The following is a 12,265-nucleotide window of genomic DNA, read 5'->3' as shown; positions in this document are numbered from 1 at the left end:
ATCTTTAAGGAGGTTCGAGACATGAAAGTAAGACCGTCAGTTAAACCAATCTGCGAAAAATGTAAAGTTATTCGTAGACGTGGAAAAGTAATGGTTATTTGTGAAAACCCTAAACATAAACAAAAACAAGGTTAATCAGAAGGAGGTGCATTCATAATGGCACGTATCGCAGGTGTAGATATTCCTCGTGACAAGCGCGTTGTTATTTCTTTAACTTACGTATTCGGCATTGGTCGCCCAACTGCTGAAAAAATTCTTACAGAAGCTGGTATTTCTTCGGAAGCACGAGTTCGTGATTTATCGGAAGATGAATTAGGACGTATCCGTGATATCATCGATCGTATTAAAGTTGAGGGAGACCTTCGTCGTGAAGTATCTCTTAACATTAAACGTCTAATGGAGATCGGTTCTTACCGTGGTCTTCGTCACCGTCGTGGTTTACCAGTTCGTGGTCAAAACTCTAAAAACAATGCTCGTACACGTAAAGGTCCACGTCGTACAGTAGCAAATAAAAAGAAATAATAAGTAAAGGAGGTTGAACTAACAATGGCACGTAAAACAAACACTCGTAAAAAACGTGTGAAAAAGAATATTGAAGCTGGTATAGCTCATATTCGTTCTACTTTCAACAACACAATCGTAACACTTACAGATACTCACGGTAACGCACTTTCTTGGTCTAGTGCTGGTGCACTTGGTTTCCGTGGATCTCGTAAATCTACTCCATTCGCTGCGCAAATGGCTGCTGAAGCTGCTTCTAAAGTTGCAATGGAGCATGGTTTAAAAACTTTAGAGGTTACTGTTAAAGGTCCTGGTGCTGGTCGTGAAGCTGCAATTCGTGCTCTTCAAGCGGCAGGTCTAGAAGTAACAGCAATTAGAGATGTTACTCCAGTTCCTCATAATGGATGTCGTCCACCAAAACGTCGTCGTGTGTAATTTTTCTGTATAGAATTTTCCCTTTTGTCTATAATGGATATGATGCATTATCGAGAAATTTCGTACAGAAACATCGCTTGTTGTGCACAATCGGGAACTGCCTAAGGGGGACTTTCGGTTAAACAGAGGTTCTTCCTTTGTTTAACCGGGGTTTCGACGTTTTGAAGGAGGGTTTAGTTAATGATTGAAATCGAAAAACCGAAAATCGAAACGGTTGAACTTAACGAAGATGCTAAGTATGGCAAATTCGTGATTGAACCGCTTGAGCGTGGATATGGTACTACTTTGGGTAACTCCTTACGTCGTATTCTTTTATCCTCACTCCCTGGTGCCGCTGTAACTGCTATCCAAATCGATGGCGTTTTACACGAATTTTCAACAGTAGAGGGCGTAGTAGAGGATGTTACTACGATGATCTTAAACTTGAAAAAGTTAGCTCTTAAAATCTACTCTGAAGAAGAGAAGACGTTGGAAATCGATGTACAGGGCGAAGGTATTGTCACAGCTGCTGATATTACTCACGATAGTGATGTTGAAATCTTAAATCCAGATTTACACATTGCAACGTTAGCAAAAAATGCGCATTTCCGCATGCGTTTAACTGCAAAGCGTGGCCGTGGGTATACGCCAGCTGTTGCAAATAAAAGCGAAGATCAACCAATAGGAGTAATTCCTATTGATTCTATTTATACTCCAGTATCACGTGTGACTTACCAAGTGGAAAAGACACGTGTCGGACAAGTGGCTAATTATGATAAGCTTACGCTTGATGTATGGACGGATGGAAGCATCGGGCCAAAAGAAGCTATCTCTTTAGGTGCCAAAATCTTAACTGAGCATTTAAATATCTTTGTTGGTTTAACTGACGAAGCACAAAATGCTGAGATTATGGTCGAGAAGGAAGAAGATCAAAAAGAAAAAGTTCTTGAGATGACTATCGAAGAACTAGATCTTTCTGTTCGTTCTTATAATTGCCTAAAACGTGCAGGAATTAATACTGTACAAGAGCTTGCGAACAAAACAGAAGAAGATATGATGAAAGTTCGTAACTTAGGACGTAAATCCCTAGAAGAAGTTAAACATAAACTTGAGGAATTAGGTTTAGGTTTACGTAAAGACGACTGAGGATTTAAACCCATCAACAAAGGAGGGAACTACGAATGGCATACAGAAAATTAGGCCGTACAAGTGCGCAACGTAAAGCTATGTTACGTGATTTAGCTACTGATTTAATTATCAACGAGCGCATCCAAACGACAGAAACTCGTGCAAAAGAACTTCGTTCTGTAGTGGAAAAAATGATCACTTTAGGTAAACGCGGAGATCTTCATGCTCGTCGTCAAGCAGCAGCTTTCATCCGTAATGAGGTTGCTAACGCTGAGACTGGTCAAGATGCACTTCAAAAATTATTCGCTGATGTAGCTCCACGCTATGCTGAGCGCCAAGGCGGATACACTCGTATTGCAAAAATTGGTCCACGTCGCGGAGACGCAGCACCAATGGTAATTATCGAGTTAGTATAATGATGATTAAAAGGGCAGGACAGTTCTTTTCAAGTAACTGGTCATGGCCCTTTTTTTTTAAGTATAAAAAAATAGGCTAACTTGGCGGAAGAAAGGGTGCCTTGTATTGAAAAAAGAGAAACTTCGGACAGAAAATATATCATTTCAATATCCTGGGGCAGCCTCTTATGCATTAAAAGATGTTTCGTTTTCCTTATATGAAGGAGAATGGGTATCTGTTATTGGACAAAATGGTTCAGGGAAGTCTACACTTGCAAAATTATTGAATGGCTTATTTTTACCGGAATCAGGGACAATTACTTTAAATGATACAATGATTTTATCAGAGGAAACAGTATGGGATGTTCGAAAGCAAATTGGGATGGTATTTCAAAATCCAGATAATCAATTTGTTGGAACGACAGTACAAGATGACGTTGTATTCGGCCTAGAGAACATCGGAATGCCAAGGGAGCAGATGATAGAAAGACTAGAACAAGCTCTGCAACTTGTCCGTATGGAAGATTTTTTAAATGAAGAACCCCATTCGTTATCTGGTGGACAAAAGCAGCGAGTCGCAATAGCAGGTGTTCTAGCACTTCAGCCATCTATTTTAATACTAGATGAAGCAACTTCAATGTTAGACCCTCAGGGGAGACGTGAAGTAGTAGAAACGGTCAGACAACTTGTTAATCAAAAGGGTATTACGGTGTTATCGATTACGCACGATTTAGAAGAAGCGGCACAGTCAGACCGTATTATTATTTTGAACAAGGGAGAAATATTAGAGGAAGGTATTCCAGAGAAAATTTTCAAATCCTCTCATATGCTCCAAGAGATTGGATTAGATGTACCTTTTTCGGTGAAAATAGCAGAATTATTAAAAAGAAATGAAATTCACTTGCAAAATACGCATCTTACAATGGAAAGCTTGGTGAACGAACTTTGGAGATTACATTCCAAAAAGTAGAACATCGTTATCAATATAAAACTCCATTTGAAAGACGCGCACTTTATGATGTAGACGTGTCGTTTCCAAGTGGGGGCTATTATGCCATTATCGGTCATACTGGTTCAGGTAAGTCGACGATGATTCAACATTTAAATGGTTTATTGCAGCCGACAAATGGTACGGTTCAAATTGGTGAACATTTAATTTCAGCAGGGAAGAAAGAGAAGAAACTTAAGCCGCTACGAAAAAAAGTAGGGGTTGTCTTTCAGTTTCCAGAACATCAACTATTTGAAGAAACAGTTGAAAAGGACATTTGTTTTGGGCCTACTAATTTTGGTGTATCTGAAGAAGAGGCGAAACAAAAGGCGAAAGATGCAATCCAGCTTGTTGGATTGGACATAGAGTTATTAGCACGTTCTCCGTTTGAATTAAGCGGTGGGCAAATGAGGCGTGTTGCAATCGCAGGTGTACTTGCGATGGAACCCGAAGTGCTTGTATTAGATGAACCTACAGCAGGGCTTGATCCGAAAGGACAGCACGAGCTCATGGAGATGTTTTACAATTTGCATAAGGAGCAGGGGCTTACAGTCATTCTTGTTACCCATAATATGGAGGATGCTGCTAAGTATGCAGATCAAATAGTGGTCATGCATAAAGGAACGGTCTTTTTGCAAGGAAGAGCAGAGGAAGTATTTTCACATGCTGATGAATTAGAACAAATCGGTGTGGATCTTCCAATGTCTTTAAAGTATAAACGTGCAATTGAAGAGAAGTTTGGTATTTCAATTTCGAAGGCTACCTTATCTTTAGAGGATCTTACTCATGAAGTTGTGCAGGTGTTACGAAAAGGTGGTCATGAATCATGCAGCAGTTGATTATTGGGAGATACATTCCAGGTCAGTCACTCATTCATCAACTTGATCCTCGTACGAAGCTGTTGATTGTCTTTTTATATGTATTTGTTGTTTTCTTAGCAAATAATGCGATTTCATATGGATTTTTATTTTTATATGCACTCATTGCTTTATTTTTTGCAAAAGTGCCGATTCGTTATGTACTTTCGGGCTTAAAACCAATTTTATGGATTTTTCTTTTTACATTTTTCCTGCATATTTTTACAAATAAAGAAGGGGAAGTACTATTCCAGCTTGGTTGGTTTTCGATACATGAAAAAGGATTAGAGCAAGGGATCTACATTTCTATACGATTTTTCGTTATTATTTTAATGACGACATTATTAACGTTAACAACGACACCAATTGAGATTACAGATGGTTTAGAGACGTTATTAAAGCCGTTGAAGCGTATGAAAGTTCCTGTTCATGAAATCGCATTAATGATGTCAATTTCTCTTCGATTTATCCCCACATTAATGGATGAAACGAGTAAAATTATGAAAGCGCAGGCGTCACGTGGTATTGATTTTGCTGGAGGACCGATAAAAGATAGGATGAAAGCTATTATCTCACTACTCGTTCCACTATTTATCAGTGCTTTTAAGCGTGCAGAGGACTTAGCGATTGCGATGGAATCTCGTGGATATAAAAGTGGCGAAGGACGTACTAAATTTAGGCAACTACGCTGGAAAATAAGTGATACAGTAACAATTGTAAGCTTACTTTGTTTAGCTTGTATTTTGGCATGGGTGCGGTCGTAATGGAGAATAGAGAAATGGAAAGAATAAAATGTACAGTTGCATATGATGGCATTCATTTTTGTGGTTACCAAATTCAACCACAGCATCGTACTGTTCAACAAGAAATAGAGAAAGCATTGCAGAAGTTGCATAAAGGAGAACTTGTTCGTGTGCAGGCATCAGGCAGAACGGATTCTACCGTTCACGCCAAAGGACAAGTGATACACTTTGATACACCTTTGTCTCTTGAAGAGTGGCAATGGAGTAATGCTTTAAATACAATGTTGCCGGATGATATTATTATCAGGCAGGTAGAGAAGAAAACAGAAGAATTTCATGCACGTTACGGTGTCGAGAAAAAAGAATATCGCTATCGTGTATTATTATCAAAGACTGCGGATGTATTCCGTAGAAATTACGTATATCAATATCCATATCCGCTCGAAATAAACTCTATAAGAAAAGCGATTCCTTATTTTATTGGAACGCATGACTTTACTTCTTTTTGTTCGGCAAAAACTGACAAAAAAGATAAAGTGCGAACAATTTATGAAATCGAATTAATTGAGCAAGACGATGAATTAATTTTTCGCTTTGTAGGTAATGGATTTTTATATAATATGGTCAGAATTATTGTTGGTACGTTACTTAGCGTAGGCCAAGGAAAGCTTGATCCTGATAGTATTCCAGAGATTTTAGCGAAACAAAATCGCCAGTTTGCTGGAAAGATGGCTCCAGGTCATGGACTTTACTTATGGCAGGTAAACTATAACAACTAATCCTGGTGTAACATTTGCTTGACATTAGAAACTCAAAAGTATATCATAACATATGGTATTGTTTCTAAAACCACGATTAGCCCCGGAAGGAAATCGTGTTTAAGATAAACAATAGATTTTTTCTATGGAAAAGATAACGAGGAGGGAAACACATGCGTACGACTTTTATGGCAAAAGCTAACGAAGTTGAGCGTAAATGGTATGTGGTTGATGCTGAAGGTCAAACTTTAGGTCGCCTATCTACTGAAGTAGCATCCATTTTACGTGGTAAACACAAACCTACATTTACACCACACGTTGACACGGGTGATCATGTAATTATTATTAACGCTGAGAAAATTCATTTAACAGGTAATAAATTAAACGATAAAATTTACTACCGTCACACTAACCACCCAGGTGGACTTAAGCAAAGAACAGCTCTAGAAATGCGTACAAACTACCCTGTACAAATGTTAGAGCTTGCAATTAAAGGCATGCTTCCAAAAGGACGTTTAGGACGTCAAGTGTCTAAGAAATTAAACGTGTATGCTGGAGCAGAGCATCCACACCAAGCACAACAACCAGAAGTTTACGAACTTCGCGGATAATTAATTAAAGGAGGGCTTACTTTGGCACAGGTTCAATACTATGGCACTGGACGTCGTAAGAGTTCAGTAGCGCGCGTACGCCTAGTTCCAGGCGAAGGACGCGTTATTATTAACGGTCGTGATTTTGAAAACTATATCCCATTTGCTGCATTACGTGAAGTAGTGAAACAACCTCTAGTTGCAACAGAAACTTTAGGTAACTACAATGTACTTGTAAACGTAAATGGTGGTGGATACACTGGTCAAGCTGGTGCTATTCGTCACGGTATTTCTCGCGCTTTATTAAAAGCTGATCCAGAATACCGTCTAACATTAAAACGTGCAGGTCTATTAACTCGTGACGCACGTATGAAAGAGCGTAAAAAATACGGTCTTAAAGGCGCACGTCGTGCACCTCAGTTCTCAAAACGTTAATTTTTGTGAACTTCAAACCCCAACCATTTTGGTTGGGGTTTTTTTATGTTTAATTCTTCTTTTGTAATTTTTGTGGCTTGGAATATTTTAGTGCTACCGTCCTGCGTATGCTTCTTCTTTAGAAGTTTAGACTAATACGTATTAGGGAGGTTTATAAGTACTATGAATGTCATTGTCAGCTTACAAGAAAAACAAAAAGAAAAGCAGTTAAAATACGAGCGGAAGATGCTGCGAGAATTATCATTAAAAACATTGCGTTCAAATATTCGTGATGCCTTTCAGATGCAAGAACTTCATCGTCAGTATGAAGATTATTGTATTGAACTAGGGATAGAATCTTATTTATTAGGAGCGAGATACAGTAAATTTGGTTATCATGGTGAATCATTCTTTGATGTGAAATATAGGGCTTTAGAAGAAGAACAACAATTAACTGAAACGTTATTTCAATTTTTAACGAGTATGACTATACGTGAAATTAAGTTGCAAGACGAGGAATTGCTTTTTGAATCTTGCCAGCAGTTTATCGGCTTGTGGTGGCAGGAAGGATATGAAAAAGGCGAAAGAAGATATCGATTAAAGCTACACTAAGACAAGCATAAACTTTCCTCTTGTCCCATATAAGTAATTAGAGGGACTAGCTGGAGGAGGAAAGGTATGAAGAGAATTCGAATTATCTCTTTTGCGCTCGCTGCGGTTGTTTTGTTTTTTTTAGTTAAACAAGAATTTCAAATTACAAAATCGTGGCGAGCTTGGAATTTACCCTTATCAGGGAAAGTGATTGTACTAGATGCTGGGCATGGTGGTCCAGACGGAGGGGCTGTTGGTGGAAAGGATATTGTAGAAAAAGATATTACGCTTGAGATTACAAAAAAGGTACAAGATTATTTACAAGAACAAGGTGCTTTAGTCATTTTAACGCGTGAAGGAGATTATGATTTAGCTAATAAAGATACAAAGTCATATAGTAGACGTAAAGCAGAGGATTTAAAAAAGCGTGTGGAGATCATTAATAAGCCTGATGTAGACTTTTTTGCTAGTATTCATTTAAATGCCCTAACTAGTAGTGGATCTAGGGGCGCACAAACGTTCTATTATCGTTCTTCGATTGAAAATGAACGGGCTGCGAAATTTATACAAGCTGAATTGAGAACAAGCTTAGAAAATACGAATCGTTCTGCTAAAACAATTCCTCACGTGTATTTATTGAAGTATGCCAAAAAACCAGGTGCTTTAATTGAGGCTGGCTTTTTATCGAATGTGAATGAAAGATATATGTTAAATTCGGAGAAATACCAGCAAAAAGTAGCGGCTGCAATATATCGTGGTATATTACGTTATTTTACGGAAAAAGGAAATCCTCCAGAATAAGGAGGATTTTTCGAGTTTCTCTCGTTAACGAAGTTTTCCGAAAATATGTTATACTGGAAATGTAAACGCATTTATTTCAAAAATAAAGAGAGATAAATTTAATTAACATTACGTTATTTTTCATACAGGGGGCTGGGCTAATTATGGTAACAAAAGAGCAGGTAGTGGAAGCATTGGAAGGGATTGTAGATCCGTTTATACATAAAACGTTAAAAGAAACAAATGCAATTAAAGAGGTAACAGTCAAGCCTGAGAAGGAACATGTAAGTGTTAAAATTGCAATTGTAAAGACAGGTACAGCGGAACAAATGCAGTTGCAGTCTGGAATTGTAAAGTTAGTAAAAGAACTTGGAGCAACAACAGTTGGACTTCGTTTTGCAGAATTTACAGAAGAGGAATTAGCTCAGTTTGCACCAACGCAAGAGGAAGAGAAAAGTGAATCCTTATTATCACCGAACTCAAATACAACATTTTTAGCAGTAGCAAGTGGAAAAGGTGGAGTAGGGAAATCGACTGTTTCAGTTAACCTTGCAATTGCTTTAGCTCGTTTAGGAAAAAAGGTTGGTATCATTGATGCGGATATTTATGGTTTTAGTGTACCGGATATGATGGGTATAGAAAAACGCCCAATTGTAAGAGGTGATAAGATAATACCAGTGGAGCGTCTAGGTGTGAAAGTAATCTCAATGGGATTCTTTGTAGAAGATAACGCACCTGTTATTTGGAGAGGACCGATGCTTGGGAAAATGTTAAATCACTTTTTCACAGAAGTAGAATGGGGTGATTTAGATTACTTAGTATTGGATCTACCACCAGGTACGGGTGATGTTGCTTTAGATGTGCATTCGATGTTGCCGGCTTGTAAAGAGATTATTGTAACAACGCCGCATCCAACAGCGGCATTTGTAGCAGCACGCGCTGGAGCCATGGCTTTACGTACAGAACATAGTATTCTTGGTGTTGTTGAAAATATGGCGTATTTTGAAAGTAAAGCAACTGGTGAAAAAGAGTATGTGTTTGGAAGAGGTGGAGGAGATAAACTAGCTACGGAACTCCAAACGGATGTACTTGGCCGAATTCCACTTCAACAACCTGATTGGAATAAAGAGGACTTTGCGCCATCAGTATATGAAGATACACATACAACGGGTCTTATTTATCGTAAGATAGCTGAGACAGTTATTGATAAAACAGCTGTTACACAAAAATAAAGTAGTAATGAGTGGACAATGTATATATTGTCCACTCATTACTATAATTTTTATTGTTGTTCTTTGTTCCCATCTTGAGAACCGCCTTCACCACCTGCGCCTTTCTTATCAGACCCACCTTTTTCGGCTTTTTGTACACCTTTACTAATGATGTCAATCATCTTAGCTTGGAAGAGTGGACTTTCGGCAGTTTCGGTTAGTACTTGCTGTAAATATTGACGATATTCTTTACTCTTCATTGTTTGTAACATAATTTTCTCTACTTCAGGATTTTTCATAATCTCTATAACACCTGATTGGTATTCAGGATCTTTTAGTAAAGTTTTCATTAAGTTCGTTTGTTCTTTTCCCATACTTTTAGCAAATTTCGATGAGAACTCAGGGTCTTTAAAGAGCTTTTCCCAGAATTGTTGCCCTTTTTCAGATACCATCGCATCTTCAATCGTTTTCTTTACTACTGTTTCATCTAGTATGAGGGCTTGTTTCATTTTTTCATCAGTTAATACATCTTGGATCGCCTTTTTTCCTTGGTCGGTTTTTAAAATATCAACAATCATTTTTTTTGTTTGATCATAATCAAGTTCGGATTTTGCTTCTTTTTCTTGTGCACATGCCACTAGTGCTATAAATAGAAAAGAAGAAATCAAAACGAGCAGCATCCGTTTCATAAGTTGGAGCTCCTTTCAGCAAAGTTCTCTTTTTTTAATATAAATCTCTTTAAGGAATTTATACATTAACATGGCTAGCTTTTTGAAATTGTCATTGATACAATTCAATTAGAAATATAAGAATAATGGGGGATGTGTTGTGAATAGCCGCAAGTGGGTACGACTATTTTTTACGACGTTGTTTCTTGGTGGGATTAGCACAGTCTTTATTGGTTTTGTTTTAGAGTGGGACAAGTACGTTGAATTTTTTCAAAATTTTGACGGAAAGGAGATTCTAGCAGTTTCTTTTTGGTTGATGGGCGTAGGATTTATTTTTAGTGTTATAAGTCAAATGGGGTTCTTTGCATATTTAACGATTCATCGTTTTGGGTTAGGGATGTTTCGGTCATCTTCTTTATGGAATGCAGTGCAACTGTTCTTTATTGCGTTCGTATTGTTTGATTTCGTTTATTTAAGGTCAGTACTTATTGCAAATGGGGAAGTTTCGTTAGGGAATAACATACTTGTTGCTGGGATGTTATTTGTGTTTGGGGCAATTGTCGCTTACATAAAGAGTAAAGAAACGAATAAAAAAGCATTTGTTCCCGCTTTGTTCTTTATGGTTGTTGTAACAATTCTTGAATGGGTACCAGCGCTCCGGATTAATGATACAGATTGGTTATATTTAATGGTGATACCACTTCTATTATGTAATACATATCAGTTACTTGTATTGCATCGTTTAATTGGACAAAAGAGTAAGTCAGTTTAATGAGAAGAGAATGGGTTTTTAATTAACCAGATTCTTATCGTCTGTAAACACTAGGATAAAAAAAGCTCTGCTATCTTAACGAAAGATAGCAGAGCTTTTTATGTGTGAAGAACCGTGTGGAAAGGAATTACTTAATATCTTCGCTTTTTGTACTTGTGTTGGAAATAAGTTGTGATACAGATGTTTGTTCATATCCGTCGCTCTTTAATTTTTGTAAGAGTAATGGTAAAGCCTTATTTGTTTGAAGGGCAGAATCAGAAGCATGTAATAAGACAATATCTCCACCCTTTAAATTGCTAGAGACGGTGGAAACGATTTTATTTACGCCGGGATTTTTCCAGTCATTTGAATTGTTACTCCAATGAACGATGGTGTATCCGAGTGATTCCGCTATTTTAAGAGTCGTTTTGTTAAAGTCGCCACTAGGTGGACGTAATAGCTTGACTTGTTTTACGCCAAGTTTTGTAAAAACATCTTGTGCCCGTAAAAGATCTCGTCGTATTTCATTTGCTTCTAGTGAAGTGTAGGACGTGTAATTATAACCCATACTACCAATCTCATGTCCATCTTTCATGATGCGTTCGACAATATCAGGGTGTCTTTCAGCCCATGCAGCAGAGAGAAAGAAGGTTGCATTCTTAATTTCTCTTTCTTTGAGTGTATTAAGGATTGGAATAGCTTTTTGGTCTCCCCAACTAATGTCAAACGTGAATGCAACTTGTTTTTTTGCAGTGTCCCCTTTGTAAATCACTTTAGGGCCGGTAGCAGTTGAAAAAGCAGATTCATGTGAATATGTTTTTAAAAAGAGTAGCCATGCTGTAAATAAGGAAAGTACGACTATTAAGCTAATGTGTTTAAATGTCCTTTTACTCGTAATAAAAAAGAAAAACATAATATTACGCCCCTTTGTCCAATCCTTTTCAGTTACATATATGCTTTAAATTTAAAAAAGAGAACAAGGGATTAACATCGTAAGTGGTGGATATAATGAGTGATAGAATTTTGTTTTTTGATGATACATTATTGATAATTGAAAATGAGTGCGGTGTTTATCGGTACACGTAAGGAGTTATTGGGGTGATAATTTGCTTGGGATTATGTTGACGAAGGAAGAGAAAAAAGAAATGGAATACATACTGAAGAGAGAACTAGAGGAACTTTTATTTGATTTTGAAGATGAGCGTATACATAGGATTGTAAAAAAGGCGATGGAAGAAAGGTATAAAATCATTTTTTGTTTATTTCGGAGAGTTGCTAATAGGGAAGAATGTATTCGTTATGTAAGAAAAAGAATTTTTTATTAAAAAGTATTGACGTTAAGAGTAAGTATATGATAAATTAATAAACGTCGCTGATGCAGAAACGCAGAAAACGACAAAAAAGAAATTGAAAAACTTAGTTGACATCGAAAAATGAAGATGTTAACATAAGGAAGTCGCAAATGAGCGACCGAGT

18 protein-coding genes are annotated in these 12,265 nt (G+C 37.4%); 16 read left to right on the top strand and 2 right to left on the bottom strand.

From position 1 onward, the window contains the following. Positions 1-21: 21 nt before the first annotated feature. The 14 genes from rpmJ to JTF23_RS23090 all read left to right on the top strand — a co-directional run bounded on the left by rpmJ (position 22) and on the right by JTF23_RS23090 (position 9,391). Positions 22-135: a 50S ribosomal protein L36 gene (gene rpmJ, locus JTF23_RS23155; protein WP_000868344.1), complete on the top strand. Its 114-nt coding sequence runs from the start codon at positions 22-24 to the stop codon at positions 133-135. A gap of 21 nt (positions 136-156) precedes the next feature. Beyond that, positions 157-522: a 30S ribosomal protein S13 gene (gene rpsM, locus JTF23_RS23150; protein ID WP_002159602.1), complete on the top strand. Its 366-nt coding sequence runs from the start codon at positions 157-159 to the stop codon at positions 520-522. A gap of 24 nt (positions 523-546) precedes the next feature. Then, positions 547-936 (top strand): 30S ribosomal protein S11, encoded by a 390-nt coding sequence (gene rpsK, locus JTF23_RS23145; protein ID WP_002009745.1) that lies wholly within the window; start codon positions 547-549, stop codon positions 934-936. A 180-nt stretch (positions 937-1,116) separates the two neighbouring features. After that, entirely contained in the window at positions 1,117-2,061 is a 945-nt protein-coding gene (locus tag JTF23_RS23140) for a DNA-directed RNA polymerase subunit alpha (RefSeq protein ID WP_002091540.1), read from the top strand. A 35-nt stretch (positions 2,062-2,096) separates the two neighbouring features. Then, on the top strand, positions 2,097-2,459 hold the full coding sequence (gene rplQ, locus JTF23_RS23135) for a 50S ribosomal protein L17 (protein WP_000331490.1): 363 nt from the start codon (positions 2,097-2,099) through the stop codon (positions 2,457-2,459). A 106-nt stretch (positions 2,460-2,565) separates the two neighbouring features. Then, positions 2,566-3,408, top strand: a complete 843-nt coding sequence (locus JTF23_RS23130; protein ID WP_204209846.1) for an energy-coupling factor ABC transporter ATP-binding protein — start codon at positions 2,566-2,568, stop codon at positions 3,406-3,408. Next, positions 3,384-4,265: an energy-coupling factor ABC transporter ATP-binding protein gene (locus JTF23_RS23125; RefSeq protein ID WP_002113327.1), complete on the top strand. Its 882-nt coding sequence runs from the start codon at positions 3,384-3,386 to the stop codon at positions 4,263-4,265. Before JTF23_RS23130 ends, JTF23_RS23125 begins: the two co-directional genes overlap by 25 nt. After that, on the top strand, positions 4,253-5,047 hold the full coding sequence (locus JTF23_RS23120; protein WP_002091546.1) for an energy-coupling factor transporter transmembrane component T family protein: 795 nt from the start codon (positions 4,253-4,255) through the stop codon (positions 5,045-5,047). Before JTF23_RS23125 ends, JTF23_RS23120 begins: the two co-directional genes overlap by 13 nt. A 14-nt stretch (positions 5,048-5,061) precedes the next feature. After that, entirely contained in the window at positions 5,062-5,805 is a 744-nt protein-coding gene (gene truA, locus JTF23_RS23115; protein ID WP_002124694.1) for a tRNA pseudouridine(38-40) synthase TruA, read from the top strand. 152 nt (positions 5,806-5,957) lie between these two features. After that, positions 5,958-6,395 (top strand): 50S ribosomal protein L13, encoded by a 438-nt coding sequence (gene rplM, locus JTF23_RS23110; protein ID WP_002029337.1) that lies wholly within the window; start codon positions 5,958-5,960, stop codon positions 6,393-6,395. A gap of 21 nt (positions 6,396-6,416) precedes the next feature. Beyond that, the gene (rpsI, locus tag JTF23_RS23105) at positions 6,417-6,809 is read left to right on the top strand and encodes a 30S ribosomal protein S9 (RefSeq protein WP_002009728.1); all 393 of its coding nucleotides are present in this window, start codon (positions 6,417-6,419) and stop codon (positions 6,807-6,809) included. Positions 6,810-6,971: 162 nt separating this feature from the next. After that, positions 6,972-7,400, top strand: a complete 429-nt coding sequence (locus tag JTF23_RS23100; RefSeq protein WP_002113330.1) for a DUF2521 family protein — start codon at positions 6,972-6,974, stop codon at positions 7,398-7,400. A 66-nt stretch (positions 7,401-7,466) separates the two neighbouring features. After that, on the top strand, positions 7,467-8,180 hold the full coding sequence (cwlD, locus tag JTF23_RS23095) for an N-acetylmuramoyl-L-alanine amidase CwlD (RefSeq protein ID WP_078174991.1): 714 nt from the start codon (positions 7,467-7,469) through the stop codon (positions 8,178-8,180). A 143-nt stretch (positions 8,181-8,323) separates the two neighbouring features. Beyond that, on the top strand, positions 8,324-9,391 hold the full coding sequence (locus JTF23_RS23090; RefSeq protein WP_204209845.1) for an Mrp/NBP35 family ATP-binding protein: 1,068 nt from the start codon (positions 8,324-8,326) through the stop codon (positions 9,389-9,391). 50 nt (positions 9,392-9,441) lie between these two features. On the opposite strand, the gene gerD is transcribed toward JTF23_RS23090, so the two are convergent. Next, a complete protein-coding gene (gene gerD, locus JTF23_RS23085; protein ID WP_078180865.1) occupies positions 9,442-10,059 on the bottom strand; it encodes a spore germination protein GerD in 618 nt (205 codons plus the stop codon). A 139-nt stretch (positions 10,060-10,198) separates the two neighbouring features. Between gerD and kbaA the strand changes: the two genes are divergently transcribed. After that, positions 10,199-10,810: a KinB signaling pathway activation protein KbaA gene (gene kbaA, locus JTF23_RS23080; RefSeq protein ID WP_204209844.1), complete on the top strand. Its 612-nt coding sequence runs from the start codon at positions 10,199-10,201 to the stop codon at positions 10,808-10,810. A 127-nt stretch (positions 10,811-10,937) separates the two neighbouring features. On the opposite strand, the gene pdaB is transcribed toward kbaA, so the two are convergent. Beyond that, a complete protein-coding gene (pdaB, locus tag JTF23_RS23075; RefSeq protein WP_002063440.1) occupies positions 10,938-11,702 on the bottom strand; it encodes a polysaccharide deacetylase family sporulation protein PdaB in 765 nt (254 codons plus the stop codon). A 193-nt stretch (positions 11,703-11,895) separates the two neighbouring features. Here pdaB and JTF23_RS23070 point away from each other — a divergent pair, with 193 nt between their 5' ends. After that, complete coding sequence (locus JTF23_RS23070; RefSeq protein ID WP_204209843.1) at positions 11,896-12,114, top strand: hypothetical protein; 219 nt, start codon at positions 11,896-11,898, stop codon at positions 12,112-12,114. Positions 12,115-12,265 lie beyond the last annotated feature (151 nt).

Origin of the sequence: Bacillus sp. RIT 809 (genome assembly GCF_016892495.1) — a bacterium.
GTDB lineage: Bacteria > Bacillota > Bacilli > Bacillales > Bacillaceae_G > Bacillus_A > Bacillus_A cereus_U.
Note: the sequence above shows the minus strand (reverse complement) of the source record. Positions and strands in the feature narration are given on the sequence as shown.

Excerpts from the sequence above, each read along its gene's own strand:
- rpmJ (WP_000868344.1), top strand. The coding sequence starts at position 22 with ATGAAAGTAAGACCGTCAGTTAAACCAATCTGCGAAAAATGTAAAGTT.
- rpsM (WP_002159602.1), top strand. The coding sequence starts at position 157 with ATGGCACGTATCGCAGGTGTAGATATTCCTCGTGACAAGCGCGTTGTT.
- rpsK (WP_002009745.1), top strand. The coding sequence starts at position 547 with ATGGCACGTAAAACAAACACTCGTAAAAAACGTGTGAAAAAGAATATT.
- JTF23_RS23140 (WP_002091540.1), top strand. The coding sequence starts at position 1,117 with ATGATTGAAATCGAAAAACCGAAAATCGAAACGGTTGAACTTAACGAA.
- rplQ (WP_000331490.1), top strand. The coding sequence starts at position 2,097 with ATGGCATACAGAAAATTAGGCCGTACAAGTGCGCAACGTAAAGCTATG.
- JTF23_RS23120 (WP_002091546.1), top strand. The coding sequence starts at position 4,253 with ATGCAGCAGTTGATTATTGGGAGATACATTCCAGGTCAGTCACTCATT.
- truA (WP_002124694.1), top strand. The coding sequence starts at position 5,062 with ATGGAAAGAATAAAATGTACAGTTGCATATGATGGCATTCATTTTTGT.
- rplM (WP_002029337.1), top strand. The coding sequence starts at position 5,958 with ATGCGTACGACTTTTATGGCAAAAGCTAACGAAGTTGAGCGTAAATGG.
- JTF23_RS23100 (WP_002113330.1), top strand. The coding sequence starts at position 6,972 with ATGAATGTCATTGTCAGCTTACAAGAAAAACAAAAAGAAAAGCAGTTA.
- cwlD (WP_078174991.1), top strand. The coding sequence starts at position 7,467 with ATGAAGAGAATTCGAATTATCTCTTTTGCGCTCGCTGCGGTTGTTTTG.
- JTF23_RS23090 (WP_204209845.1), top strand. The coding sequence starts at position 8,324 with ATGGTAACAAAAGAGCAGGTAGTGGAAGCATTGGAAGGGATTGTAGAT.
- gerD (WP_078180865.1), bottom strand. The coding sequence starts at position 10,059 with ATGAAACGGATGCTGCTCGTTTTGATTTCTTCTTTTCTATTTATAGCA.
- pdaB (WP_002063440.1), bottom strand. The coding sequence starts at position 11,702 with ATGTTTTTCTTTTTTATTACGAGTAAAAGGACATTTAAACACATTAGC.